Here is a 25125-nt window from a genome sequence, read left to right on the forward strand (position 1 = left end):
AAACCTAGTGAAAAGCCTTTACTTGCCCTCAAGAATATATTCCTTGCAGGTTGCCCTGGCCGGCCAGCCTATATTTAGTAGCCTCTTGGGGCTGGGCCAGAGGGATAGGGTAAACGCCTGTAAAGCAAGCGGTACAGTAACTAGTCATTCCTTCCCGCAGGGCTGTAAGCATCCCTTTAAGGCTAAGATAATAAAGGGTATCAGCTCCCACAAATGCCGTTATTTTATCTACTGGGAAGCGAGAAGCGATGAGCTCCCCATAGGCGCTGGTATCTATACCGTAGTAGCAGGGATGAAAGACCGGAGGCGAAGCTATAAGGAGGTGCACTTCCTTAACTCCGGCCCCCCTTAACATCTGTACTATCCTTCGGCTAGTGGTACCCCTTACTAAGGAATCATCTATTATTATCACCCGCTTCCCCTGGAGAAGGGGGCGGATAGGGTTTAATTTCAGTCGTACCCCTAAATCCCGCATTTCCTGGGTAGGTTGGATAAAGGTCCGGCCCGCATAGCGGTTCTTTATCAGACCTTCCACCAAAGGAATACCGGTAACCTCGGCGTAACCGCCGGCAGCGGCTACCCCGGAGTCCGGTACCGGAATTACTAGATCAGCCTCCACCCGGCACTCCCGGGCCAAATTTCTTCCCAGCTCCCTGCGTACCAAATAGACGTTTTCCCCGTCGATAATGCTATCTGGCCGGGCGAAGTAAATGAACTCGAAGATACAGTGGGCCGATCGGGGAGGATGGGGAGCATAGAGGGAAAAAATCCCTTGGCTATCTATAATAAGTATCTCTCCTGGCTTAAGGTCCCGGATAAAAGTAGCCCCTATAGCATCCAGAGCACAAGATTCCGAGGCTAAAACCCAAGCTTCCCCCAGCTTCCCTAAACATAAGGGCCGCACTCCGAAGGGATCCCGGACCCCTATCAACTGATCTTCGGTCATTATTACCAGGCTGTAGGCCCCCCGTATTTCCTCTATACACTTTAACAACGCTTCAGATAGGGAACACTTTTGGTTACGGGCTAGGAGATTAAGTATAACTTCGCTATCGGTGGTAGTCTGAAACACAGAACCTTCAGCACTTAACTTTTGCCTTAAATAAAAAGCATTGGTCAAATTTCCATTATGGGCCACAGCTATCATACCCTGGCGCACCCTAGCCACTAAAGGCTGGGCATTGGCCAGGGAACTGGCACCAGTAGTAGAGTAACGTACATGGCCAATGGCCAGGTTGCCTTGGAGTTTTTTAAGGATGGTCTGATTAAAAACCTCGGCCACCAGCCCCATGCCTTTGTAGACTTCGATCCCACCACCAGTACTTACGGCTATCCCGGCACTTTCCTGTCCGCGGTGTTGAAGGGCAAAAAGGCCGTAGTAAGTAAGCCGGGCCACATCTAGCCCAGGCCCGTATAGGCCGAAAATACCACATTCCTCCCGGAATTTATCTGGCCGCCCTGTATTTAACCACCTAGGCGAGCAGTTAACTTCCGCCATCCGGCCTCCATCTCCTCTAAACTAAGGTTTACCAAGCGCTTAGGGCCCAAGCTGATACTTAAGACTCTCCCACCACAGGCGCCAAGAATCTTTACCGGTACCTGAAAGGCCCTAGCCAGTTCTTGCAGTTTTTCTACCTTGTCCGGCCGGGCGCTGACCAGGATCCGAGATTGGGTTTCCGAGAATAGGAGGCTGCTGGGCCGCAAAGGACTCTCTAGCGTAATTTCTGCTCCTATCCCACCTAGGATGGCCATCTCAGCCAGGGCAATAGCTAAACCGCCCTCTGAGCAGTCATGGGCAGCTTGCACAAGGCCGCGAGCTATAGCTTCCCGTACCATTTGCTGTACCACGGCCTCCAGATTAAGGTCCAGCTCTGGCGGACGGCCGGCCACCACCCCGTGGAGTAAAGCCAGATACTCGCTCCCTCCCAGCTCGTCCCTCGTCTCACCCAATAGCAATACCAGGTCTCCTTCCTGTTTAAATCCGGCAGTGCAGCGCTCTTCAATATTTTCCAAAAGACCCACCATGCCCACGACTGGAGTGGGGTATATAGCTTCCCCGTTGGTTTCATTATAGAAGCTGACATTTCCCCCTACCACCGGTATATTTAGGTGAGTACAGGCGCGGCTCATGCCTAAAACACAATGGTAAAACTGCCAGGCTACCTCCGGCTTTTCCGGGTTCCCGAAATTTAAGCAGTCGGTCAAACCTAAAGGCCGGGCCCCTGTGCAGGAAAGATTGCGGGCAGCTTCTGCCACCGCTATGGCCCCACCGGTTTCCGGGTCCAGGTAGCAGTAACGGCTGTTGCCATCAGTGGTCACAGCCAAGCCTTTCTTAGTCCCTTTAACCCTTAAAACAGCTGCGTCGGCTGCCCCCGGCCTCACCACAGTATCAATACGTACCATATAATCGTACTGCCGGTATACCCATTCCTTGCTGGCGATGTTGGGCGAGGAGAGAAGCTTTAGGAGAGCCTCTCCATAGTCCAGGGGCTCGGGTAGCTCGGTTAAGGGATAGGCCCAAAGTTCGCTTAAATACTCAGGTTTCCGGCGTTCCCGCACATACACGGGGCATTCCTCTGTAAGGTAGCGCACTGGAATTTCAGCCACCAACCGGCCCTTTTCCTTAACCCTTAAAACGCCGTCCGAGGTAACCCGCCCTATCACTACAGCTTCTAGACCCCAGCGGTCAAAAATCTCCTTGACCCGTTCCTCACACCCCTTTTTAGGTATCACCAGCATCCGCTCCTGGGATTCGGACAGCATGACTTCATAAGGTGTCATGCCTTCCTCCCTGCGGGGCACCAGGTCCACATCTATCTCCATACCCGTCCCCGCCCGCGAAGCCGTCTCGGCCGTGGAGCTGGTAATGCCCGCGGCACCCATATCCTGCATGCCTACCAGCAGGTCTTCCTGCACTACCTCCAGGCAGGCTTCAATAAGGAGCTTTTCCCGGAAGGGATCTCCCACCTGAACCGAAGGACGGCGCTCCTCTGAAGCCTCGTTCAGCTCCTCGGAAGCAAAGGTGGCACCGTGGATCCCGTCCCGCCCGGTACGCGCCCCTACCACCATAACAGAATTGCCGATACCACTGGCCCGGCCGCGCTGGATCTTGTCATGTTCGATAAGCCCCACGCACATCACGTTTACTAAAGGATTACTAGTATAGCAGGGGGCAAAACCTACTTCTCCAGCCACAGTAGGAACTCCTATACAATTACCATAAAAGGATATGCCCCCCACCACACCGCTTAAAAGGTAGCGGTTGCGCGGGTTGTCTAGGGGACCGAAACGTAAAGAATTAAGCAGGGCAATAGGCCGGGCCCCCATGGCGAAGATATCTCGCACGATACCCCCCACTCCAGTAGCTGCGCCTTGGAAAGGCTCGATAGCCGAAGGATGGTTATGGCTTTCGATCTTAAAGGCTACCGCCAGCCCATCCCCGATGTCGATAATACCCGCATTCTCGCCTGGCCCCTGTAAGACCCAAGGGGCGCTGGTAGGAAACATTTTTAAAACTGGCCGTGAGTGTTTGTACCCACAGTGCTCCGACCACATCACAGCGAACATACCTAACTCGACATAGTTAGGCTCGCGGCCCAAAAGGTGTACGATTCGTTCATACTCTTCATCTGTTAAACCCATTTCCTGCCAGGGTTTCTTAAGCATAGGTATTCTCCCCTCACCAACAAACAGGCTAAGCCCCTTCCGATCTTCTTCCTGTCCACCAGTCAATTATAGAAGCGAACAGCTCCCGGCCATCTGTCCCTCCCAGGATTTCCTCAGCGCAGCGCTCGGGATGAGGCATAAGGCCCAGGACATTCCCTTCTTCGTTAATGATCCCCGCTATATTTTCTAAGGATCCATTGGGGTTAGCCTTAAGGGTTATCTCACCTTCCGGGGTGCAATACCGGAAAACCACTTGACCCCGCTCCTTTAGACGGCATAAGGTCTCCGGGTCAGCATAATAGTTACCTTCATTATGGGCGATGGGTATTTTTATCACCTGTCCCCGTCGGAAACGATTAGTAAAGGGGGTGGCGTTGTTCTCTACCCGGAGGTAGGTATCCTGGCAGCGGAACTGGAGACAATTATTACGTTGCATAGCCCCGGGCAAAAGGCCTGCCTCAAGCAAGATCTGGAAACCATTACAGATCCCCAGTACTAATCCACCCTTCTGGGCAAACTCTACTACAGCTGACATTATAGGGGCGAAGCGGGCTATGGCGCCAGCCCTAAGATAATCACCGTAAGAAAAGCCACCAGGCAGCACTACACAATCGTAACCTTTAAGGCTGGTCTCAGCATGCCAAATGTACTCTACAGACTGGTCTAGAACTGTGCGGAGGACATAGTACACATCCTGATCACAGTTGGAACCGGGAAAGACTATAACTCCAAACTTCATACTTTACTTTCCTCCCCGGCCTTGGCTATCTCATAGCTATACTTTTCGATCACTGGGTTGGCCAGGAGGCGACGACACATCTCTTCTACCTGCTGGTAGGCCTGCTCCGTATCCACTGCTTCCAGAAGCACCTCCAGGTACTTGCCGACCCGGACCTCCTTTACCCCTTCATATCCCAAGGTGACCAGACCCTGCTTAACTGCTTCCCCCTGGGGATCTAGGACACCTGGCTTCAAAGTTACATGCACCCTAGCCAAGTAGCGCTGGCCCATTTGTTCCTCACCGCCTCACCTTTAAAGATCACATCTCCCCTACTGCCTCGTTTATGCGCCGGAAAACTTCCTGATAAGCTTCCTCTACCTTTCCCAAATCCCGGCGGAAACGGTCCTTGTCCAGCTTCTCCTTAGTATGTCGATCCCAAAAGCGGCAAGTATCAGGAGAAATCTCATCTCCTAACAACATCTCCCCATGATGCAAGCCGAATTCTAGCTTAAAATCTATCAGAATAAGATCGGCTGGTTCCAAGACCCGGGCCAGGATCTCATTCACCTGTAGAGCATAATTTTTCATTAATTCTACCTGATCCGGTGTAGCCAGTTCCAAAGCAGCCACATGGTATTCATTAATCATGGGATCATGGAGCTCATCCGACTTATAGTAAAACTCCAAGACAGGATTTTTTAAGACAGTACCCTCCTTAAGCCCTAAACGCTGGGCCAGGCTACCAGCAGCCACATTCCTGACCACCACTTCCACAGGAAAAATCTTAAGCGCCTTAACTAGCATCTCTCTAGGGCTCCTCAGTTCCACAAAATGGGTAGGGATGCCTTCCCTTTCCAAAATACGGAATAGTATGGCAGACACCCGGGCATTTACCTCCCCTTTCCCTGCTATAGTGCCTCTCTTTAACCCGTCGAAGGCCGTGGCATCATCCTTAAATTCTACCAGGTAGAGGTCGGGATTTTCAGTCCGATAAACCCGCTTGGCCTTACCTTCGTAAAGGAATTCTCTTTTTTCGACCATCAAGATTTACTCCCCTTTCTTTTTAATAAAAATAGGCTTAACCAGCTCACCTTTGACCATTTTTAGGGGACTACTAACTTCATTTAAAGCCCTGCTCGCTTGAAGATATAATCTACATATTTTAGGTGATAACTGTAGTCAAATAACTTTTCTATCTCAGAAGGGCTAAGGCGGGAAGTGATTTCCGGATCTTGAAGCAAAAGTTCCTTAAAGGATACCCCCTTTCTCCAGGCCTCCATAGCGTGGCGCTGGACCAGGGCATAAGCCTCCTCCCTAAGAAGACCCTTCTCCACCAAGGCCAGGAGCACCCGCTGGGAGAATACCAGCCCATGGGTGGCCTCCAGGTTCCGCCGCATGTTTTCAGGATATACATTAAGCCCAGCTATAACCTCTGTAAACTTAGCCAGCATGTAATCCAAAAGGATGGTACTCTCGGGGATAATAACCCTTTCCACAGAAGAATGGGTGAGATCCCTCTCATGCCATAAAGTTATATTTTCTAAAGCAGCCAGGGCGTTACCGCGAATTACTCGGGCCAGTCCCGCTATCCTTTCGCACATGATGGGGTTGCGCTTATGGGGCATAGCGGAGGAGCCTTTCTGTCCTTGAGTAAAGGGCTCTTCCACCTCAAGAATGTCGGTACGCTGGAGGTTGCGGATCTCAGTAGCCATTTTTTCTAGGGAGCTAGCTATAACGGCCAGGGTAGTCATGTACTGAGCGTGGCGGTCACGTTGAATAATTTGGGTAGAAACTTTGGCAGGTTTAAGCCCTAGCTTGCGGCATACGTATTCTTCTACCCGGGGATCTACGTTGGCGAAGGTTCCTACGGCCCCAGAAATCTTTCCTACGCTGATCATCTCCCGGGCCTGATAGAGCCTTTCCATATGGCGGTCTACTTCCATAACCCAGAGGGCCATTTTCAGGCCGAAAGTAGTAGGTTCGGCGTGAACTCCGTGGGTGCGGCCCATCATGAGGGTGTATTTATGTTCCTTGGCCTTATCCACAAGTACGGTACGCAAATCCTCAAGGCGCCTGAAGAGCTGGTCAGCCGCCTCCCGCATAAGTAAAGCCAGGGCTGTATCTAGGATGTCCGAAGAAGTAAGGCCTAGATGGATATACTTAGAAGCGTCCCCCACCCGCTCGGCTACAGAAGTCAAGAAAGCTATTACGTCATGGCGCACAGTTTCTTCAATCTCTTTCACCCGGGAGAGATCAAAACCGGCCTTCTCCTTAATCTCCGCCAAAGCTTCCGGCGGTATCTTCCCCAACTCAGCCCAGGCTTCGCAAACGTAAATCTCGATCTCCAGCCACTTCCGGAACTTGTTCTCTTCTTCCCAAATGCGGGCCATTTCCGGTAGGGTATAGCGCTCGATCAACTGTGGCACCCCCGTAAACAATAGGTTTTTCAGGCCATCTTTACCCGCTAACTAGCCAAAGTCTGGATTACCCCCACCCTTAACCTCCCTGTTCTTTTTTAATATTTTATATCCTTTAATTCCTGATCCTTAGCTTCTACTTCTTGTGCTAGCCGCTCCCGGTAAGCCATTAGCTTCTCCCGCAATTCTCTGTCCCGTACAGCCAGTATCTGGATAGCTAGAAGGGCAGCGTTAGCAGCTCCATCTATAGCTACCGTAGCGACCGGGATACCGCGGGGCATCTGGACTATGGAATACAAGGAGTCCACCCCTCCTAAAGATTTAGTCCCTATAGGTACCCCTATCACCGGGAGAGGAGTCACGGAAGCTAGTACACCAGGGAGATGGGCGGCCCCGCCGGCCCCAGCTATAAGTACCTCCAAGCCGCGTCCAACAGCTTCCCGAGCATAACGTAAGGTGGCCTCTGGGGTCCGGTGGGCGGACAAGATGCGCATTTCATAAGGAACACCGAATTCCCTCAATACCTCCGCTGCCGCCTGCATTATGGGGAGGTCAGATGCGCTGCCCATGACAATTCCTACCAGAGGCTGGGACATCAAAACGAACCTCCTTAAAACTAATTAACCCAGGCCAGATAGGTTCTAAAGCTAAAGCTGAAACCTACCCGCCTGGGTTTTTAGTCCCTACGGTGTGGCGCTTGAAACGCCTGTACCACTCGGACCTGCCCGTAAAAAACCTTCTACCTGGCTTTTTACGCGGAACCCTAAGGTACACTTTCAGCCTGTTAGCAAGGACCTTTTCTTCTGGCCTACGGCTTAAAGTTTCAATTTGGCCAGGCCATACTCCTTCGCTTAACAGACTATATTTATTCTTTTTTCGGCTTTATCATAGCAAACCGAAGCGAAACATGTCAACTTAAAATTAAGGGAACCTTAAAAGCAATCCTCCCCTTTTTCCTTCTTTTGAAGCCGGGATAACTTTTCTTCTAGGTCTTCCAGCTCTTTTACCATTTCTACCTTTACCGAGTGGGCTGGCCAGCGCTTTTTAAGATCGGCTATAGCCTCTTCCAGGCGCCTGATTTCGTTTTGTAGTTGATTTTTATCCAAGGCGACCCCTGCCCTTCAGGTTTTGTTTTATTATACTTTAATAATTTTTCGCTTTCAATAGTTAACTTGTCGAATCTGATAAACTACTTTTAACGTGCTTGAAAATTATTACCTGGAGTAGGTAAATATTAAGGTGGAAAAAATTTAGTAAACACGGAGGGGTAGCTATGAGCAAGGATGTGCTTTCCGCTATTAAGGAACGTCGTAGCATCCGGCGTTTCAAACCTGACCCTGTACCAGAGGATATCCTTAACACCCTGCTAGAAGCGGCGTGCGCCGCCCCATCTGCAGGTAATGTGCAACCTTGGCTTTTTTACCGCGTCCACCGAGCAGAAATTAAAGAAGCCCTAGCTCAAGCAGCCCTAGGGCAGAAATTCGTGGCCCAAGCACCTGTGGTAATTGTAGTATGCGCGGATCTGGATAGAGCAGCTGCTGCCTATGGCGAGCGGGGCCGCACCCTTTACTGCCTCCAAGATACTGCTGCCGCCATAACCAACCTCATGCTGGCGGCGACAAATTTTGGTCTCGGCACCTGCTGGGTAGGAGCCTTTGATGAAGCAGCAGCCAGCCGTATCTTGCAGTTGCCACCTCATGTACGGCCTGTAGCTATGATTCCATTGGGATACCCTGCCCATTCCCCTTCTCCTACATCCAGGCGCCGCCTCAACGAGGTAGTGAAGGTGCTTAACTGATTTATTCTCCGAATGATTTATACCAAATTTTAGCCCCACCTTATATAAGTGGGGCTAAAATGATCCTAGTATGTGTTAAGACCTTGTTAACATTCGCTCCCCTTTCCCAAAGGCCTTCGCGCTCTGTTTTTAGATATAGTAGCAATTTCCCCTTAGCTGGAGGTTCAGTCCCAGAAGTACCTCGTGCAGCTAGCGATGGTGAGCCTCTAAATGAGAAGCTTCCCGGAGGGTGAAGATAATTTTTAAAGAAAGACTCCAAGATATAGCTTGGGTTTCTACAAGCGAAGCTATCTCAGGCCGGCTAATGCCATAAACTAATACATTTAAATCTAAGCGAGCATTATCTGTCTTACCAGCAGCTATCCCACGGCAAGAAGGAGTATACTCTACCCCTACAGTGGATAAGTAAAAATAACCTGCCTCTCCTAGATCTAGGAACCCTTTAATATGGCCTATTATAGCCGCACCCTTCTCGTGGCAACCCTTGGCTAACATCTTTAAAAACTCTGCGCCTGCTTCTCCCCATTTCTCAGCGGGTAAAGGGGCCTCTCTTTTTAACTTTAAGGTGGCAGCATAAGGGATAAACTCTAGTTTACCGGCCATCCTGGATCATCTCCGCTACTTTAGCCACATCCTCTTCCCGGCTAGCAGATAAAGTTACAATCTTCCCTGACGGTTTTAATCCCTGGATATCGCAAACTACAGCCTTCACCCTATCACCGGCAACAATATCTATCTTGTTTACTAAGATTAGGTCTGCAGCCAGAACCTGGGCGGTAAGTAAAGGTTCTAGTATAGGCCGTATTTCTAGCCAGCGGGTCGCATCCACCAGAGCCAGGACCCGGTCCTTCAGTCCCTGGGGGCCATAACGCTTAACTGTTTCTACGATATTGGCTGGTTCTGCCACCCCTGAAGCTTCCATAAGGATTAAATCCACGTTGTATTGAGGGGTAACCTCCTTAAGCAGCTTTATCAGATCATTCCCCAACTGGCAGCATATACAACCGCCAAAAATTTCATAAACATCAGCGCCGAGGCGACGCATTAATTGGCCATCGATACCTATTTCCCCTACATCGTTAACGATCAACAGGACTCGACGGTTATATCTTTCTACCAGCTCTCTGGCCAAGGTGGTCATTAAGGTCGTTTTGCCGGACCCTAAAAACCCGCTTATAATAAGGAGCTCCAAGAAATTCACCTGCCTATCCAGGCTTTTCTTTTAACTTTTCGCTATAGATAAGGATTTTCCTGCCTATATCATCCTTGCCCCTTAAACTATATTTAAGTCCTTTCGCTCCCTATTTTCTCCGCTTTCACTCCGCTTTTGTTTCCAAATTCACAATCAAATATAACTTATTATCATCGCCCATCGCCTGGGTATACGGTTTATCTTTATGGCCAGAAGGTAGGCCAAGGGGCAGGAAAACCCTTACTATAGCCCGGTGTAGCACCCTCTAGATGAAGAAAGTAATAGAGCTAAAAGGAGTTTTGATTTGGTGGGTTACAGGAAAATAGCCACCGCATGGCGAACTCTTAAACTAATCCCTAAAGCAAGGTGGAAAATAACACGAGAGGATTACCAGGTTGGCAAAGGAAGAGTGGTGAGCCCAGGAGAATTTTAACAGGAGGAACCCGGCTATGGAACTAGGTGCTACTATACGTAATTTCCGTGAAGAGAAAGGTTATACTCTAGAAGAGCTGGCTCGCAAATCTCAGATTTCCCCATCTTATCTGAGCGAAATAGAACGGGGCCACAAGCGTCCCTCTTTAAAGACCCTGGACAAGATTTGTTCCGCTCTAAATATCCCTCGGGAGGCCCTTATCCCCCCCGAGGATAAGATAAGTTTAGGTGATAAAATCCGGCTGCTCCGCCAAGAAAAAGGGCTATCTTTAAAGGAGCTAAGTGCTAAGGCTGGTATATCCTTTACCTACTTGAGCGAGATTGAAAGGGGGGCTATGCACCCTGCTGCTGATACATTAAATAAAATTGCCGCTGCTTTAGAAGTCCCTGTATCTTTAATTTTAGCTGATACCGAGAACTGGATCGGAGAAAGGCTTAAGAAAATGCGAGAATCCCTAGGGCTTACCCAGAGCGCTTTAGCTGCCCGAGCTGGCGTATCCCCAGCCCTGGTGGGACAAATTGAAGCAGGGAAAGTCCGACCCTCCCTTAAGACTATAGAAAAACTAGCCCAAGCTTTGGGTGTCGCTCCTTGTTCCCTCCTAGTTAACCGGGATCAGCTGGAAGAAATGGTAGCTTCCATGGGTCCGGATTTAAGGGCTCTTCTTTTAAATAGTAATGTTCAAGAAGTCTTAAAGCACATTTGCCACTTAAATGAGAAACAGCTTCGCTTTATCCTTAAGCTTATAGAGGTCTTTAAAGAATCCGAACTGGAGTAAAGCAAACGAGATACCAATATAGGGTTACCTGTCCAGCGTTTAAATAAGTTACCCTGTATCCCTATACGGGATCCACATAAGAATAAGCGTTACGCGATATACTACTAAAAAAAGATTTACTAGGAGTGGAAAAACTTATGGGCCACAAAAAAGATAATGACCGGCTCCGTACAGAGAGACAACTAGATAAGTTAAAGTGGGAGACAGCCAAAGAATTGGGACTGGAAGATGATCTTGCCAATGCTGGTGAAGAGTTAACAGTCCGGGAAGCAGGCAAGATCGGTGGTAACATGGTACGTAAACTGGTGAAAGCAGGGGAAAGGGCCTTGGCTGAAGAGGGAGACCGGAAGGCCCGCCTCAACCTACAGGATAGACAAGAGTAACATATAAAAGTTTTATTCGCTTTAAGAACCTTGCAGACTGGGGTAACACTCGTTTCTTAAGAGCTAAGCGGGCTTCCCCTTGGGGATATGGAGTCGTCCCTCTTCCAATATCACTACTCCATCTATCTTTAGGGTCGGTTTAAGAAGTACTCCATCGAGATGGCTAGGGGCCTCTACTTTCCCCCCCATACTCACATTATCCCCCAGCGCTATATGTACTGTTCCCCGGACCTTTTCATCTTCCAGGACTTTACCGGTTACCCGAGCTTTAGGGTTAAGGCCAATACCCAGTTCGGCTATGTTCCGGGCAGGCCGTCCGTAGCGCTTGAGTATCTCCTCTAACCAGGTTGCCGCTCGTCCTCCAGAAACTTTCATTACCTCTCCCCGTCGTATTTCTAGCCTTACTGGCTCTTCTAGTAGCCCCCATCCAGCCAAGGCACCATCTATTACCAAGATACCTTCTGCTGTTCCTTCTACTGGAGCGATAGAGGCCTCGCCAGCTGGGAGATTACCGAAACTTCCGGGAGCAGTATAAAGTCCAGTATCTGGGTAACCCTGGCGACCCTCAATGGAAAAGGTGAGCTGGGTTCCAGCCGGGGTACTTAAGTATACTCGGCAGCCTTCGCTTAAAAGGTGGGCATACTGCTCACACTCTAGAGCCATGGCCATGTAATCTACATCCAGAGCACGGATAAGCATCTCTGGCGTGCTATCTGGAAGACTTGCTATACGTGCCCCATTCTTACAAGCCTCCCGCCTAGCCCGGGTATGGGAAAGGGATTTGGAAGTAGGTATAACCACCACCTGCGCCGCGCGCATAGCCTGTGCCACAGCTTGGGGAGGCTCCTCACCGTGGTTAGCCCTGGGGAGCATGTAAATAAGTTGGGCTTGAGCTTTTAGCTCCTTAGCCGCCTGATAAAAAGTTTTGCCGATCTCCTCTAACGGTTCATCAGTAACTATTAGCACCTCTTCCCCCGGCTTCACAGCCAGGCAGGTGTTTAAGGCTAAGTGAGCCACTTTAAATAGCTCCTGCATTTGTAGTTACCCCCTTCTATAACTATTTACTTACCCTTTAATTTTATCATGTCCCGGTGATAAAGTATCTTTATAAAGTATCTTTATAAAAAGGATTTGTATTACAAATGGCGAATTTATAATAGAAAAATGCCTATCGCCAAAGTTACGGACGGCAGGGAAAGTAGTGGGGTTGCTATGGCCTTAAATAGTATAGCCCAATTGCCCATCCAAGTAACCCTCGAAGAATGGGAAAAACAAACTTTCCGAAGTTCCGGCCTTACCATTATTTATCCTAAAGGGTATATTATCTTTGCGGCTGGGGATGTGGCTGATAAAGTATATTTAATAAACCGTGGTCGGGTTAAAATTTACCGCCTCACCCTAGAAGGCCGTAGGGTCACTGTCTCTATCCGGGAGACCGGAGAGCTCTTCGGTCTAGCTGAAACCCTATGTGGGACGGATAGAGTCTGCTTTGCCGAAGCTCTAGAAGAAGTTAATGTCTCGGTACTCAAAAAAGAAGTCTTTGAAAACCTTTTGTTAACCTATCCTTTATTGGCCATTAAAATAGCCAAAATTCTCGGAAGTCGTTTGCGAGAAGCAGAAAGCCTTATTCACCACCTTATGTATTGCCAAATACCCCAAAGACTAGCCCTGCTGCTTTTGAAATTAGCCGAGCGTTGTGGGCAGAAAACAAAAAACGGCATACTTTTAAACTTTCGTTTAACCCATGAAGAAATAGCTTGTATGATCGGTACCTCCCGCCAGACGGTAAGCTCTGTACTCAACAACTTTAAAAAGGCTAAAATAATTGCCATCGATGAGGAAGGTCTACACCTCCTGGCCCCAGAAAAATTAGCCCAGCTATTGACATAAGCCCGGATCGTATAACAGGTCCGGGCCCTTTTAATGTCGTGCAAATGACACTCTTTTTGTCGTTTTACTGACCTACAGAAAGCACCCAGGCGTGCTAACCTATATATAGCTGTTTTGTGATTAGGTTCATTTTCTTAAAATGTAAAGCTTAAGGTTAAATATAAGAATCTAAAAGGAGGGAAAATATGGATAACACCAAAGCCCTACCTAAGACTCAAATAGTGGGGTTAATTTTATCCTTCGGGTTGCTTTTAAGCTTAACCCTCGGTCCTCCCCTTCCCGGCTTAAAACCGCAAGCCCAAACTGTATTGGGGATTTTCTTATGGTTTATTACCTGCATGGTTACAGATGCACTCCCTAAGGCCATTATAGGTCTTGCAGCGCCTATGCTTCTAGTAATATTGGGTAATATCAAAATCCCCGAAGCCTTTGGTGCATTTTCTAATAACGAATTTTTCCTAGCTATAGGTGCCTTTGTATATGCCGCCATTATGATGGGAACTCCACTAGGCAAGCGGATAGCGCTAAGCATCACCAGCGCCTTGAAATCCACCAAAGTTACCCGCATCCTCCTGGGACTAACCTTAGCCGATGTAGTTATAGGTGGCCTGCTTCCTACAGTCAGCGAAACAGCCCTCTTTCTGCCCATCACTAAAGGGGTTACCGGGCTGATGCGCGGCCGGGAACACCTACCTGAAAGCCAAAGGATAAATACCGCTCTTATACTTACTATTACCGGCCTGGTCCCCCTTTTCACCGGTCCCCTGATCTTAACCAGCCATTTCCCTAACGTAATGCTGGCCGGCCAGCTTGCTAGCTCAGCTAAAATTTATATCTCCTGGGCAGACTGGTTCCTTTATAACTTACCCCTCTGGGGGCTCCTTCCCCTACTCCTCTTGTATGTAACCTGGTATTTCCGGTTAAGGGGCCTGGACATACCCGGGGCAGATGAGGAATTACCTAGGCTAAAAAAGGAGTTAGGAAGAATTACCTGGCCGGAAGTTTGGGCCCTCATCTGTCTGGGTATTGGGCTAATCTTATGGATCACTGAGGGTAAGTTCCACCAGATAAAAACCGGAATGGTAGCTCTTCTAGTTCTGTTACTGGTCTTCCTTCCCTTCGGTCGGCTTAAGTTCGAGGAAATCAATAAATATATCATGTGGGATGTATGGGTACTCCTAGGCGGGGCTATTTGCTTGGGAGATGCTCTGTATAAGTCCGGTGCTGTAAGCTGGCTTTCCAGCTTCATAGTAACCCCCCTAAAGTCCCTAGGGCACCCCTTCCTAATACTCTTCCTTTTAGTATTCGGTTTCCACATCGCCCGGGCGGGGATCGTAAGCGCTGTGGCCATGGGCGCAGCCTTCATTCCCTTAACTATAAGTCTGGCCAAAGAGCTCGGTTTCAATGTTCTACCCTTCTGCTTAATAACAATAAACTGTTTAAGCTATGCCTTTTTCTTACCTATTTCTATAACTGCCTTCCTCATAGCCTGGGGAGCCTCCGGAACCCCTACTTCCCAAGCCATGAAGTTTGGAGCTCTTTTGTCGGTCCTGGCTAACATCTATGTAATAGTAGTCCAAAGTGCCTGGTTAGCCCTGCTGGGCCACCCGCTGTATTAGGTATAGGGCTGGCTGCTGGGTAACGAGGTACCCCTGCGGAATATTAAAAAACCCAGAAGGAGGATTCTTAAGTTTATGAAGGAAAAGAAACCCTTACCTAAAACCCTAGAAGAAATTGAAGAAGTAATTATGGAAACCGATGTCCTGGTTATCGGAGGCGGAAACGCAGGTTGCTTTGCCGCCATTGAGGCTAAGAAACTAAATCCCAACCTTAAAGTTACCATTATGGAGAAAGCTCATATTGACCGTAGCGGCTGCTTGGCCGCCGGCATGGATGCCATCAATGCTTATATCAAGAAGGGCAAGACCCCGGAAGAGTTTGTAAAATGGAGCCGTTCGCAAGTACGGGGGCTGCTCCGGGAAGACCTGGCCCTTTCCCTGGCCCAGATCCTCAATGAACCGGTAGAGGAATGGGAGAAGTGGGGACTGCCCATCAAAAAAGATGAGAATGGTGAGTACCAGGCCAGGGGCCAGTGGGATATAGCTATCCAGGGCTCGGAAATGAAGGTGATCCTGGCTGAAAAAACGCGGGAGATGGGAGTAGAGATATTAAACCGGGTGGTAGCCACTAACTACCTCTTGGACGGTGACCGCGTTATAGGCGCCATGGGTTTCGGCGTCCGGGATGGCAAATTTTATGTAATAAAAGCCAAGGCCACCATTGTAGCTACCGGAGGAGCAGCCGGTCTTTATAAACCCTACACCAATGATGGAATAGATTGCCACCATCAAATATGGTATTGTCCCTTCAACACAGGAACTGGCTACGCCATGGGAATACGGGCCGGTGCAGAGATGACCTCCTTTGAAATGAGGTGGGCAGCTGTACGCACTAAAGATTTCAACGGCCCCATTGACACCATCTCTGTAGGTTACAAGACCCCTATGATCAACGCCAAAGGCGAAAAGATCCTTCAAGAAAAATACGCCGAATGGGGCGGTGATAAAGCTCCCCGGTTTATAAGGGTATTCGCTCCTATGGAAGAATGGCTGGCTGGTCGTGGGCCCTGTTATGTGGACACAACGCAAATGACCCCCGAGCAAATCAAAGAAATGAAGATGGATTATTTAAATGAACGGCCGAGCTTTGTACTCTTCCTAGCTAGCCGAGGCCAAGATTTATCTCGAGAACCCCTGGAAGTATATGGTAGTGATCCTTACATTGTTGGCGGCCATACAGCGAGCGGTTACTGGATAAACGTGGATAGGGCCACCACCTTGAAAGGCCTCTATGCGGCCGGCGATGTGGCGGGTGGTGTGCCTAACAAATTCGTAAGCGGCTGCGCGGCGGAAGGGATCCTCGCAGCCAGGGGAGCCCTCAAATATATAGAGTCCCTGCAGGAAGAGCTTAAACTCGACCACGCCCAAGTAGCCCGGGAGAAGGAACGCGTCTTTGCTCCTCTTTTGAGCGGCGCCCAAGGAAAAGACGGGATCACCCCCCGGGAAATGGAAGAAAGAATGCAGAGGCTTATGGATGAATATGCTGGGGGAGTACACCAGTTCTATCGTATGAACGAGGAAAGGTTAAATTATGCCCTTCAACATATTCAAATGCTAAAAAATCAAACCCAATATCTGGTGGCCCAGGACCTTCACGAGCTTATGCTGGCCCATGAAGTAATTGACCGGCTGGACGTAGCAGAGGTGCTTATCCACCACCTTCTCTTCCGACGGGAGACCAGGTGGCCAGGGTGGCAAACTAGAATGGATTATCCCGAAGTTAACCCTGAACTCGACTGCTTTGTGAATTCCCGCAAAAATCCCACCACAGGAGAAATAGAGATGTTCACACGGCCCTACGAACAGATGATCCCGGGCGACCGCCTGCGCCCGTAACTAATATATATAAAACATCACTACTCACTAGGGAGGGAGAAAGCGGTGCCCCCTAAGGTAATATTGGAAAAATGCGATGGGTGTAAAGCGGAAAAGGAGCCCTTGTGCGAGCAGATATGCCCCGGCGACCTTATGACTTTAGGCGAAGACAATAAAGCCTACTGCCGGGATCCCCGGGATTGCTGGGACTGCATGTCCTGCACTAAAGTATGCCCCCGGGGAGCCATAGAAACTCGGCTACCCTATCAGCTGGGATACTACCCAGCAAAGCTAATACCCCTTATGGGGACCAATAGGATAATATGGACATGCGTAGACATCAATGGTAAAGTAGAAAGGTTCGTTTGTAAGACCAGGAATGATTAAAAGCTAAAACTAAAACGTTGGTACCACCTGGCAGCGGTATAGAGGAAACCGCTGCCAGGTCGCTCTAAGGGTCTCCGCCAAGGCTCTTTTCGCTTTAGAGGGGGAGAAAAATTGCAGATAGGTGTATTTTGCTGCCGCTGCCACGGTGAGTTAGAGGAGTTCCTAGATTTTAACTTTCTTATAGAAAAGATAAAACTGGCCCGAGGAGTTGCTTGGGTAGAAATTATCGATCAGGCTTGCATAAGCCCAGCCCCCACTGAGATATCCCGAAAAATTAAAGAAAAAGGGCTCAATAGAGTAGTTATCGCCACTTGTTCTCCCTATTTGTATTCTGGCCATCTCTTCAGCTTAGCTAAGGAAAATGGACTTCACCCTCAACTGGTAGAAGTAGCCAACATCCGCGAACAATGCGCTTGGGTCCACCCTGTAAGAGAACAGGCCACACTCAAGGCACTAGATTTAATCCATATGGCCTGCGCCCGCGTCTCCGCGGTAGACACAAACTATAGAGTAACCCAGAAAGGCACTCCTACGGCCTTGGTTAACAAGCTGAAATGTGATCGCTGTAAGCGCTGCTTGGAGGAGTGCCCCCAAGGTGCTTATGAGCTGGACCCCGACGGTTTCCCTTCCCCCAACCCCAAAAAGTGCCAGCGGTGTGGAATTTGCGTGGGTGGGTGTCCTTTACAGGCTATCTCTTTGCCCGATTTCCGGCTAGAAGAAGTGGCAGCCATGATAAACGCCATTGATATGGCCGAAATACCAGAAGAGGAGCCCGTCATTTTAGGTTTCTTCTGCCGGCATGATGCTTATCCCGAAGCTGACCGCTTGGGAAGGGAGCGCATCCCTTATCCAGCTAATCTTCGCATTATCCGCGTACCCTGCTCAGGAGCTGTCAATATGTCCCTGGTGACAGACGCTCTGTCCTTAGGGATAGATGGCGTCATTATAGCCGGGTGCCGGGAAAATCAGTGCCGCTACAAGCAGGGCAATTCTCTAGTTAGTTCCCGTATAGAAAGCCTAAAGGAAACCCTGGCCAGAATGATGATAGAGCCAGAAAGGGTAAGATATCTCGCCTTGGCTGAAGTTACCCCTTTCGTAGCCAGTATAGAGGAAAATCTCTGTAATGGCTGCCTTACTTGTAAGCAGGTATGTCCCTTCCAGGCCATCTCCCTCTGTGAGACCTTAAGTTTTACTTCTTTCTCCTTTGGGGAAAATCAGAAGTTAATATCTCCCCTGGTTTCTTCTAAACCGCTCCCTTATATAGATCCCAACCTCTGCCGGGGCTGCGGAATATGTGCCGTGGCCTGTCGTGCAGGGGCTATAAAATTAAAAGGCTTTAGCGACCAAAGCATCCTTTCTCAAATCGATGGACGCTCATTTCCTCCTGAAACAGCCCCTTCCCAGGGTAAAGGAGTACTTCCAGACTTTTTAATCCAATATGTGCAGGAATTAAAAACTATAGGGCCCAATCCTTTTCGTCTACGATAAACCGCGGCTTTGCTGGAAAATCACTAGGGAGTATATAACGCTTAAAACGCTAGCCAATATAATCGCTGTTATTACAATTGTGAAAGCTATAGTACCCCTGGCCAAAAAAGCAGTAAGGATAGAAATAACACCTGCCAATACATAGGCTATACCAGCCAAGCGGTGGGTCCTACGCCAGACTTCTTCATTGGCTAAAGTCCAGGGAGTACGGATCCCCACAAAGTAGTTATACCTGACCCGGGGTAGGTAATTACCTATGAGAAGAAATAATAACCCTAGTAAAGCAGGCATTACCCGGTCCATAGGCACGTAATAGCCCAGGGCGGAGGTCAGGACTAGACCATAAAGAATAGCCATAAATAGCACCAGACCCAGGCGAATAACCCGGTAGGCTCCGAGGAATTTAAGATAATTTTCCCTCCGGGGGTCTACCAAAGGTAGGACTAACATTAAAACGTAAAGGCCGGCTGTCAAGAAAGGAAGCATAAAAGCACCGAAGGACCTGGAACCGTAATTATCCACTTGACCTGCTGCGTTCCAGTGAATGGGTACTCTTTCAGGTAAATAGGGGTAAATTATTGCGCCAGCCAAGAGCATTATAAGTAAAACTAATATAGCCGGCCAGTCCTGGACCAGCATCTTTTTATCCAGGCGGTAATTTTCCATAAGAAGTCCTCCTTTAGCAAATATTCATTCTTATACACCCTCATTTTGGGGGCGTTTTCCCATTACTCTTGACAATTTCCAGTAACCAACTCAATAAATCTTGAAATACAGTTGTGTTTAATGAATAAACAATGTATTGCCCCCGACGCTCATCAAGGACTAATCCGGCCTCCTTCAGCACTGCTAGGTGATGAGAAATAGTAGGCTTGGTAAGGTTAAAATGTAGGGCGATCTCCCCTGCCGTCAAATCCTTCCGGGCTAAAAGACGCAAAATTTCTCGCCGAGTAGGGTCTCCCAAAGCCCGGAAAATATTATTTAACCCCATGTAGTTCACCTTTTATTTCGATATTTATCTAATTGCTAGTTTAAAAGTTAATTAGTTCTTTGTCAAGGTGAGGGTTGGAAAACTGCTGTTGCCTGCTTTGGCGTACCTACAGAAGGTGCAAAGGAATAAGCAGAATAAGCAATTGTATATAAATAAAATCACCCACACGATAAAATAATAACATAAAGAAGGGCTTGACGGCTCTTACGAAGGGGCATATACTAGTTTTAGAATACCCCCAAGGGGTATATAGGTAAACAAAGGAGAGGTTTCCCCATGGCAAGCGAGGTAACTACTACCAGGATAAGTTTACCGGTAGAAGGTATGAGTTGTGCATCTTGCGTAGCCAAGGTAGAAAAAGCTTTAAAAAATATCCCAGGTGTACAGGCTGTTCAAGTTAACCTCTTGACCAAGAAGGCTACAGTCGAGTACAACCCCAGGGAAGCTCAAGTTATGGAGCTGGTCAAGACTATAGAAGAGCTGGGTTATAACGTTCCCCAGGAAGAAGTTTTATTAAACGTCAGGGGGATGAGCTGTGCTGCTTGTGTAGCCAAGGTAGAAAGGGTAGTGAAGAGCCTCCCGGGGGTGACGGAGGTTGTGGTCAACCTCCCGGCGGAGTCAGCCCGGGTGCGCTTCTATCCCGGGGCTATCAGCAAAGCTGAAATAAAAAAGGCCATCAGTGAGCTGGGATACGAGGCCAGTGAGAAAGTAACCGGTCAGGAAGCTTTGGACCGGGAGAGGGAGGCCCGGCAGCAGGAGATACGGCGGCAGGCCCGCAACATGTGGATCGCTTGGCCTTTGAGCGCACTGGTCATGCTGGGCATGTTCCGGGATGTCTGGATCTTCCCTTATTTTGTTCCCGAGTTCTTGCACAACCCCCTGGTTCTTTGGCTTTTGACCACTCCGGTGGTCTTCATCCCCGGCTGGCAGTTCTTTGTTAAAAGCTTTAGGGGCCTAAAGAAAGGCGCCACCGATATGAACTTGCTCTATGCCACCGGTATCGGAGCAGCTTATATCATCGCTACTATTAATAGCCTCTGGCCGGAGGCCGGCTTTGGCGGCAAAGGTGCCACCTTCTTTGAGTCCGCTGCGCTGCTTACTGCTTTTATCGTTCTGGGCCGTTACCTGGAGGCTTTAACCAGGGGCCGCACTTCCGAGGCCATTCGAAAACTTTTGAGCCTTCAGGCCCAGACGGCCAGGGTTATCCGGGACGGCCAGGAAATAGAGATCGCGGTAGATGAAGTAGCCATCGGCGATATCGTAGTGGTGCGGCCGGGAGAAAAAATTCCGGTCGATGGTGAGGTCATCGAGGGCTACTCAGTAGTGGATGAGTCCATGCTTACGGGCGAGAGCATTCCTGTAGAAAAGAAGGTGGGCGACCAGGTTATCGGGGCCACTATTAATAAGACGGGCTCCTTTAAATTTCGGGCCACCAGGGTAGGGAGCGAGACGGCTCTGGCTCAGATCATAAGAATGGTGGAAGATGCCCAGGCTTCCAAAGCGCCGATACAGCGGCTGGCAGATTTTGTGGCCGGGCATTTTATCGCCGGGGTGCACGTCCTGGCTCTGATTGTCTTTCTCTTCTGGTTTTTCTATGGGTTTGACCGCTATTTCCTCCCCGACAGCCGTTTTATCCTTTCTCCCTATAGCCTGGCAGAAATCGGGGTTTTCGGCTTTGCCCTGCTTCTAAGCGTCACTACTCTGGTCATTTCCTGCCCCTGCGCCTTAGGTCTGGCTACTCCCAGCGCCATGATGGCCGGTACGGGCAAAGGGGCAGAAAACGGGATCCTCTTTAAGGGGGCCGATGCGGTAGAAGCTAGCGCCAAGCTCAATGCTGTGGTTTTCGATAAAACCGGTACACTAACCAAGGGTGAGCCCGAAGTGACCGATGTGGTGGCCGGAAGTAACTGGGATGAAGAGCGCGTGTTGCTTTACGCCGCTGCCGTGGAAAAAAATTCCGAGCACCCCTTGGGCGAAGCTATCGTACGGAAAGCCAGAGCTTTAGGTTTGGAGCTAGGGGACGCAGATGAATTTCGGGCCATACCTGGCCACGGGGTGGAGGCCTCCTGGCGGGGAGAAAAGATTCTTTTAGGCAACCGACGGCTTATGAGCAAACAGAAGATAGACATAAGCGGGCTCCTGCCCCAGGCTGCAAGATTAGAAGAACAAGGGAAGACGGCCATGTTCCTGGCGGTGAACGGAAGAGCAGCTGGAGTTATTGCCGTGGCCGATACCCTGAAGGAATACGTACCGGAAGCCATCGCGCGGCTTAAGAAGATGGGGCTTCAAGTGGCCATGATTACCGGCGATAACCGGCGTACGGCCGAAGCCATCGCCCGACAGGCGGGTATCGACCGGGTGCTGGCCGAAGTACTTCCTCAGGATAAGGCCAGCGAAGTGAAAAAGCTCCAAGAACAGGGTCTTAAGGTGGCTATGGTAGGCGATGGTATCAACGACGCGCCAGCCTTGGCCCAGTCCGATGTGGGCATCGCCATAGGTAGCGGTACCGACGTGGCCAAGGAGACAGGTGAAATCATCCTTATTAAAAATGATATCCGCGATGTGGTGGCGGCTATCGAGATAGGCCGGGCTACCATGCGCAAAGTTCGGCAGAATCTCTTCTGGGCCTTTATCTACAATACTCTGGGTATCCCCATAGCCGCAGGGATATTGTATCCGTGGACAGGGCTTATTGTCAGCCCCGAGCTCGCCGCTTTCTTTATGGCCATCAGCTCAGTATCCGTGACCTTAAACACCTTGCTTTTAAAGCGCTTTGAACCTTCTACGAAGGACGAAAAGGCGTGGACAGCAGCGGCCAAAGCTAAATATAAGTATGCTTAAAGTAAACTAGGGGCCGGTATTCCTGCTGGCAATGCGATTCTCGCAAAAGTCAAGTTGGAGTACCAGTCTGGCCAGTGGGAGGAGGATTAAGATGCCTAATAACCCCAATAATACTGACAAAGTGGCCAAAATAAGCGCTCTTCTTTATACCGGAATTTCCCTTGTAGCAGCTCTGCTTTTTCTCTTACTGACCTATGCTACAGGCAAGACCTATACTCTGGTGGCCCGCTACGGCGGCGCCGCCTGGGTCTTCATCCTGACTATGATCATCACTATGCCCTTGGTCATCCCCTGGGTGCAGAAAAGGTACCGGCCGTAACAAAAGGAACCTTTATTTTAACTGGCCTTGTTTCAATTTGCCTTGATCTTAGTAATTAAGCGAAAATGCTTGCCCAAATATCCTGAAAGGAAGGGTCGTTAATGCATCATAGAAAAAATCACCACCTCCTGATGCTGTTAGGCTGTGGCTTAATGCTTATAGCCGTGTTTCTCCTTCTCAGTGGATTGGGTAGTGCGGTAAACAGGGAGGCCAGCGGGGCCCTGGGTTTGAGTGGCGCTTGGGCCGGGTTATTGTTTTTGCTTTGTCCCCTTATGCATCTTCTTATGCTGCAGGGACATAAGCAGGAGGAATACCCCCGGAAAGATAAGCCGCCTGATAATTAGTCGTAATTTATATATTTGGGGGGAATGCGATTGAAGCCAGATAAGAGGTTGATCCTAAGGCGAGCGGTGTTGGTGGGGTTGATAGCCTCCTTAATCCTTTTAACCTTTTATTTTTTGGTGGTAGGATTTACTTCCGGTTCCTTTAAACATAGCAGGGAACTCCTGGCTCAAGATGCCTTTTATGTCCTGCTCATTGCTGCTGGATTTGGTACCCAGGTAGGTCTTTTTAGCTATATACGACAAGTACAGAAGCTGGTGCGGGTGCGCGGGGCAGGAGCGGTGGCAGCTTCGGGAACAGGAGCTTCTACCGTCTCCATGCTAGCCTGTTGCCTACACCACATAGGGGAAGTTTTGCCTGTATTAGCAGCCTCGGGAGTGGCCATCTTTTTTGAACAATACCGCTATCCTGTTATGTGGGTCGGTATAGCTATAAATCTGCTGGGTATTTATCTCATGGTACGCATGATAACCAGGCATGGCTTCCGGCTTTGAACTAGGCCCACTCTGCTTTAGCATTGGCCCAGCTTGGGGGTAAATCTAAGTAAAAGGAAGGTGGAAAATTTGACTCAAAGAAAAGGCCTACTTTTAGTCTTTATCCTTTTGTTGTTTACAACACTTCTGGTCGGGTGCGGCTGGGAAAAAAAGCAATCTAGCTCCCCGTCAGGGGAGAAAACGTCAGAATCCCAACAAGTGCAGGTAGAAAAGGAAAAGACAACAGAATTACGGGAAGAAAAAGGGGCCGAAACACAATCTGGTAAGGATCAGAGCCAGGTTCTAAAACAGGACCTTAAACAAAGCCCGCTAAACCCCGACCAAAAACAACAACCCAACAACAAACCCCCGGTTCCCCAAAGGCCCCTGGAGGCCACATTTTATGAGCGGCGGGAATCTAAAGGTGGTATAGAGGTGGAAATTACTTGGGTCACCCCGGAATACTTAAGGGCACGCGGACAAAAGCCCACACCGGAACAGGAACGGGACCTAACCTCTAACCTAGTCTTTAACATTGCTTTGACTACCCATGCAGGCAATTTGATGAGCTTCGATTTTGCCGGTTCTACCTCCCTCAAAATCAATGGGCAGGAAGCGGGGAAAGGAACCTGGCAACTGGTGTCCGCGGATGCTCACCACCCTGAAGGTATCTTACGTTTTACCGCCCCGGTCGACGAGCCAGTTAAGGATTTAACTTTAATTATTAAGGGCCTAGGTGAGGTGCCTGAGCGCGTATTTAAATGGGAACTCCCTTAGCCAAAAATTTACAATTTGTCCATACATATAGCAAACTTTCTTTAAACAACCTAAAAGGGGTAACCCCCTGATCTTCATGGTGGAGGGTTTTGTTTTAATAATTACACAAAGGAGGAGATAACCATGGAATTTCTTTCCGCATATTTCCCTTACCTCATTTTAGGCGGATTAATGTTTTTAATGATGCGCTTCGGGGGTGGATGTTGCGGAGGTCACCGGTACAGCGGTCACAGCCATAATAGACGGTTGGAGCACGCTGAGCACGATAATGGGTCAAAACCTAGTTAGGTCTTTCAAGTATTAATTGCCATATCTTTAAGTTGAGGAACCAGAAGGCCAATGAAGGCCCCCAAAAAGGCAAAATCCAGTTGAAAGCGGCTAATCGTAAGGGCGTAAGATTCGTCATTCAGGAAATGGCCCAGTATTGCAAGTTTCCAGAACTTGACCCCGACGAGGTAAGGGGCCAGGGACGCTCCCATAAGCAGGTGACGCAAGTTTAGCAGAAAGGTAGCTAGAATAATCTGACTAGCTGTGGCTCCTGCCGCAGTCATGCTAATGGCCACGAACTGCGACGACCCGGCAATCTCTTAAAGAAGGGTTTTCCCTTTCCTTCTCTCTTACTTTTTTCGGCATAAATGCCCCCCGTAATATCTACTCCTGTCTCTGGCTTTACCTTTAAAGGTTCTTCCTTTTTTGCCGCTTTCCTACCTCTCCTTAAGGCAAAAGATATGGAAAACTTGCGCCGTGAACGGGGCCTGTTTTTTAACATATTCCCTTCTTCTTCGCTGTAGTAATTTT

At 49.2% G+C, this 25125-nt stretch carries 27 protein-coding genes; 13 read left to right on the forward strand and 14 right to left on the reverse strand.

Annotated elements, in window-relative coordinates; translation table 11 throughout:
• Window positions 1-28: 28 nt before the first annotated feature.
• From purF to B9A14_RS15755, 8 genes are all read right to left on the reverse strand, one after another.
• Window positions 29-1498 carry an amidophosphoribosyltransferase gene (gene purF, locus B9A14_RS15720; RefSeq protein WP_084666767.1) on the reverse strand — a complete coding sequence of 490 codons (1470 nt, stop codon included), beginning with the start codon at window positions 1496-1498 and terminating at the stop codon, window positions 29-31.
• Entirely contained in the window at window positions 1465-3666 is a 2202-nt protein-coding gene (purL, locus tag B9A14_RS15725) for a phosphoribosylformylglycinamidine synthase subunit PurL (RefSeq protein ID WP_084667208.1), read from the reverse strand. The genes purF and purL overlap by 34 nt, the downstream gene beginning before the upstream one ends.
• A 28-nt stretch (window positions 3667-3694) precedes the next feature.
• Window positions 3695-4405, reverse strand: a complete 711-nt coding sequence (gene purQ / locus B9A14_RS15730; protein ID WP_084666768.1) for a phosphoribosylformylglycinamidine synthase subunit PurQ — start codon at window positions 4403-4405, stop codon at window positions 3695-3697.
• Window positions 4402-4677, reverse strand: a complete 276-nt coding sequence (purS, locus tag B9A14_RS15735) for a phosphoribosylformylglycinamidine synthase subunit PurS (protein ID WP_084666769.1) — start codon at window positions 4675-4677, stop codon at window positions 4402-4404. Before purS ends, purQ begins: the two co-directional genes overlap by 4 nt.
• 28 nt (window positions 4678-4705) lie before the next feature.
• Entirely contained in the window at window positions 4706-5428 is a 723-nt protein-coding gene (gene purC / locus B9A14_RS15740) for a phosphoribosylaminoimidazolesuccinocarboxamide synthase (protein WP_084666770.1), read from the reverse strand.
• Window positions 5429-5511: 83 nt separating this feature from the next.
• A complete protein-coding gene (purB, locus tag B9A14_RS15745; protein WP_084666771.1) occupies window positions 5512-6804 on the reverse strand; it encodes an adenylosuccinate lyase in 1293 nt (430 codons plus the stop codon).
• A 98-nt stretch (window positions 6805-6902) separates the two neighbouring features.
• A complete protein-coding gene (gene purE / locus B9A14_RS15750; RefSeq protein WP_084666772.1) occupies window positions 6903-7400 on the reverse strand; it encodes a 5-(carboxyamino)imidazole ribonucleotide mutase in 498 nt (165 codons plus the stop codon).
• 336 nt (window positions 7401-7736) lie between these two features.
• Window positions 7737-7910, reverse strand: a complete 174-nt coding sequence (locus tag B9A14_RS15755) for a histidine kinase (protein ID WP_084666773.1) — start codon at window positions 7908-7910, stop codon at window positions 7737-7739.
• Window positions 7911-8077: 167 nt separating this feature from the next.
• Between B9A14_RS15755 and B9A14_RS15760 the strand changes: the two genes are divergently transcribed.
• Window positions 8078-8602 carry a nitroreductase family protein gene (locus B9A14_RS15760; protein WP_084666774.1) on the forward strand — a complete coding sequence of 175 codons (525 nt, stop codon included), beginning with the start codon at window positions 8078-8080 and terminating at the stop codon, window positions 8600-8602.
• 189 nt (window positions 8603-8791) lie between these two features.
• On the opposite strand, the gene B9A14_RS15765 is transcribed toward B9A14_RS15760, so the two are convergent.
• Entirely contained in the window at window positions 8792-9205 is a 414-nt protein-coding gene (locus tag B9A14_RS15765) for a hypothetical protein (protein WP_084666775.1), read from the reverse strand.
• Complete coding sequence (locus tag B9A14_RS15770; protein WP_172839190.1) at window positions 9195-9803, reverse strand: GTP-binding protein; 609 nt, start codon at window positions 9801-9803, stop codon at window positions 9195-9197. Before B9A14_RS15770 ends, B9A14_RS15765 begins: the two co-directional genes overlap by 11 nt.
• Window positions 9804-10243: 440 nt before the next feature.
• On the opposite strand from B9A14_RS15770, the gene B9A14_RS15775 reads away from it, so the two are divergent.
• Both B9A14_RS15775 and B9A14_RS15780 read left to right on the forward strand, forming a co-directional pair.
• Entirely contained in the window at window positions 10244-11002 is a 759-nt protein-coding gene (locus B9A14_RS15775) for a helix-turn-helix domain-containing protein (protein WP_084666777.1), read from the forward strand.
• Window positions 11003-11139: 137 nt separating this feature from the next.
• Window positions 11140-11385, forward strand: coding sequence for an alpha/beta-type small acid-soluble spore protein (locus B9A14_RS15780; protein ID WP_084666778.1), 246 nt, complete (start codon window positions 11140-11142; stop codon window positions 11383-11385).
• A 63-nt stretch (window positions 11386-11448) separates the two neighbouring features.
• On the opposite strand, the gene B9A14_RS15785 is transcribed toward B9A14_RS15780, so the two are convergent.
• Window positions 11449-12420 (reverse strand): aminopeptidase, encoded by a 972-nt coding sequence (locus B9A14_RS15785; RefSeq protein WP_084666779.1) that lies wholly within the window; start codon window positions 12418-12420, stop codon window positions 11449-11451.
• A 129-nt stretch (window positions 12421-12549) separates the two neighbouring features.
• Here B9A14_RS15785 and B9A14_RS15790 point away from each other — a divergent pair, with 129 nt between their 5' ends.
• From B9A14_RS15790 to B9A14_RS15810, 5 genes are all read left to right on the forward strand, one after another.
• A complete protein-coding gene (locus tag B9A14_RS15790; RefSeq protein WP_197686532.1) occupies window positions 12550-13275 on the forward strand; it encodes a Crp/Fnr family transcriptional regulator in 726 nt (241 codons plus the stop codon).
• A gap of 185 nt (window positions 13276-13460) precedes the next feature.
• The gene (locus tag B9A14_RS15795) at window positions 13461-14894 is read left to right on the forward strand and encodes an SLC13 family permease (RefSeq protein ID WP_084666780.1); all 1434 of its coding nucleotides are present in this window, start codon (window positions 13461-13463) and stop codon (window positions 14892-14894) included.
• 75 nt (window positions 14895-14969) lie between these two features.
• Window positions 14970-16730 (forward strand): adenylyl-sulfate reductase subunit alpha, encoded by a 1761-nt coding sequence (locus B9A14_RS15800; RefSeq protein ID WP_084666781.1) that lies wholly within the window; start codon window positions 14970-14972, stop codon window positions 16728-16730.
• 45 nt (window positions 16731-16775) lie between these two features.
• A complete protein-coding gene (locus B9A14_RS15805; RefSeq protein WP_084666782.1) occupies window positions 16776-17096 on the forward strand; it encodes a 4Fe-4S dicluster domain-containing protein in 321 nt (106 codons plus the stop codon).
• Window positions 17097-17207: 111 nt separating this feature from the next.
• Window positions 17208-18584, forward strand: a complete 1377-nt coding sequence (locus tag B9A14_RS15810) for a hydrogenase iron-sulfur subunit (protein WP_084666783.1) — start codon at window positions 17208-17210, stop codon at window positions 18582-18584.
• Here B9A14_RS15810 and B9A14_RS15815 read toward each other — a convergent pair.
• Together B9A14_RS15815 and B9A14_RS15820 are read right to left on the reverse strand one after the other, a co-directional pair.
• Window positions 18576-19250, reverse strand: coding sequence for an SdpI family protein (locus B9A14_RS15815; RefSeq protein WP_084666784.1), 675 nt, complete (start codon window positions 19248-19250; stop codon window positions 18576-18578). The genes B9A14_RS15810 and B9A14_RS15815 overlap by 9 nt on opposite strands.
• 40 nt (window positions 19251-19290) lie before the next feature.
• Complete coding sequence (locus B9A14_RS15820; protein ID WP_084666785.1) at window positions 19291-19575, reverse strand: autorepressor SdpR family transcription factor; 285 nt, start codon at window positions 19573-19575, stop codon at window positions 19291-19293.
• A gap of 276 nt (window positions 19576-19851) precedes the next feature.
• On the opposite strand from B9A14_RS15820, the gene B9A14_RS15825 reads away from it, so the two are divergent.
• The 5 genes from B9A14_RS15825 to B9A14_RS15845 all read left to right on the forward strand — a co-directional run bounded on the left by B9A14_RS15825 (window position 19852) and on the right by B9A14_RS15845 (window position 24327).
• Window positions 19852-22416, forward strand: a complete 2565-nt coding sequence (locus B9A14_RS15825) for a heavy metal translocating P-type ATPase (RefSeq protein ID WP_084666786.1) — start codon at window positions 19852-19854, stop codon at window positions 22414-22416.
• A gap of 91 nt (window positions 22417-22507) precedes the next feature.
• Window positions 22508-22735: a hypothetical protein gene (locus B9A14_RS15830; protein WP_084666787.1), complete on the forward strand. Its 228-nt coding sequence runs from the start codon at window positions 22508-22510 to the stop codon at window positions 22733-22735.
• Window positions 22736-22836: 101 nt separating this feature from the next.
• Entirely contained in the window at window positions 22837-23079 is a 243-nt protein-coding gene (locus B9A14_RS15835; protein WP_084666788.1) for a DUF2933 domain-containing protein, read from the forward strand.
• 30 nt (window positions 23080-23109) lie between these two features.
• A complete protein-coding gene (locus B9A14_RS15840) occupies window positions 23110-23571 on the forward strand; it encodes a hypothetical protein (protein ID WP_084666789.1) in 462 nt (153 codons plus the stop codon).
• Between the two features lie 198 nt (window positions 23572-23769).
• Entirely contained in the window at window positions 23770-24327 is a 558-nt protein-coding gene (locus B9A14_RS15845) for a hypothetical protein (protein ID WP_157109989.1), read from the forward strand.
• 293 nt (window positions 24328-24620) lie between these two features.
• On the opposite strand, the gene B9A14_RS15850 is transcribed toward B9A14_RS15845, so the two are convergent.
• A complete protein-coding gene (locus B9A14_RS15850; RefSeq protein WP_269456781.1) occupies window positions 24621-24911 on the reverse strand; it encodes an AzlC family ABC transporter permease in 291 nt (96 codons plus the stop codon).
• Between the last annotated feature and the right edge of the window lie 214 nt (window positions 24912-25125).

It is taken from the genome of Thermanaeromonas toyohensis ToBE, assembly GCF_900176005.1.
Classification (GTDB): domain Bacteria; phylum Bacillota; class DSM-521; order Neomoorellales; family Neomoorellaceae; genus Thermanaeromonas; species Thermanaeromonas toyohensis.

Bases quoted from the DNA above. Each gene is read 5' to 3' on its own strand.
- B9A14_RS15795 (WP_084666780.1), top strand. From the start codon at position 13,461: ATGGATAACACCAAAGCCCTACCTAAGACTCAAATAGTGGGGTTAATT.
- purS (WP_084666769.1), bottom strand. From the start codon at position 4,677: ATGGGCCAGCGCTACTTGGCTAGGGTGCATGTAACTTTGAAGCCAGGT.
- B9A14_RS15830 (WP_084666787.1), top strand. From the start codon at position 22,508: ATGCCTAATAACCCCAATAATACTGACAAAGTGGCCAAAATAAGCGCT.
- B9A14_RS15765 (WP_084666775.1), bottom strand. From the start codon at position 9,205: ATGGCCGGTAAACTAGAGTTTATCCCTTATGCTGCCACCTTAAAGTTA.
- B9A14_RS15825 (WP_084666786.1), top strand. From the start codon at position 19,852: ATGGCAAGCGAGGTAACTACTACCAGGATAAGTTTACCGGTAGAAGGT.
- B9A14_RS15780 (WP_084666778.1), top strand. From the start codon at position 11,140: ATGGGCCACAAAAAAGATAATGACCGGCTCCGTACAGAGAGACAACTA.
- B9A14_RS15785 (WP_084666779.1), bottom strand. From the start codon at position 12,420: ATGCAGGAGCTATTTAAAGTGGCTCACTTAGCCTTAAACACCTGCCTG.
- B9A14_RS15790 (WP_197686532.1), top strand. From the start codon at position 12,550: ATGCCTATCGCCAAAGTTACGGACGGCAGGGAAAGTAGTGGGGTTGCT.
- B9A14_RS15775 (WP_084666777.1), top strand. From the start codon at position 10,244: ATGGAACTAGGTGCTACTATACGTAATTTCCGTGAAGAGAAAGGTTAT.
- B9A14_RS15820 (WP_084666785.1), bottom strand. From the start codon at position 19,575: ATGGGGTTAAATAATATTTTCCGGGCTTTGGGAGACCCTACTCGGCGA.
- B9A14_RS15835 (WP_084666788.1), top strand. From the start codon at position 22,837: ATGCATCATAGAAAAAATCACCACCTCCTGATGCTGTTAGGCTGTGGC.
- B9A14_RS15760 (WP_084666774.1), top strand. From the start codon at position 8,078: ATGAGCAAGGATGTGCTTTCCGCTATTAAGGAACGTCGTAGCATCCGG.
- purL (WP_084667208.1), bottom strand. From the start codon at position 3,666: ATGCTTAAGAAACCCTGGCAGGAAATGGGTTTAACAGATGAAGAGTAT.
- purE (WP_084666772.1), bottom strand. From the start codon at position 7,400: ATGTCCCAGCCTCTGGTAGGAATTGTCATGGGCAGCGCATCTGACCTC.
- purF (WP_084666767.1), bottom strand. From the start codon at position 1,498: ATGGCGGAAGTTAACTGCTCGCCTAGGTGGTTAAATACAGGGCGGCCA.
- B9A14_RS15815 (WP_084666784.1), bottom strand. From the start codon at position 19,250: ATGGAAAATTACCGCCTGGATAAAAAGATGCTGGTCCAGGACTGGCCG.
- B9A14_RS15800 (WP_084666781.1), top strand. From the start codon at position 14,970: ATGAAGGAAAAGAAACCCTTACCTAAAACCCTAGAAGAAATTGAAGAA.
- purC (WP_084666770.1), bottom strand. From the start codon at position 5,428: ATGGTCGAAAAAAGAGAATTCCTTTACGAAGGTAAGGCCAAGCGGGTT.
- purQ (WP_084666768.1), bottom strand. From the start codon at position 4,405: ATGAAGTTTGGAGTTATAGTCTTTCCCGGTTCCAACTGTGATCAGGAT.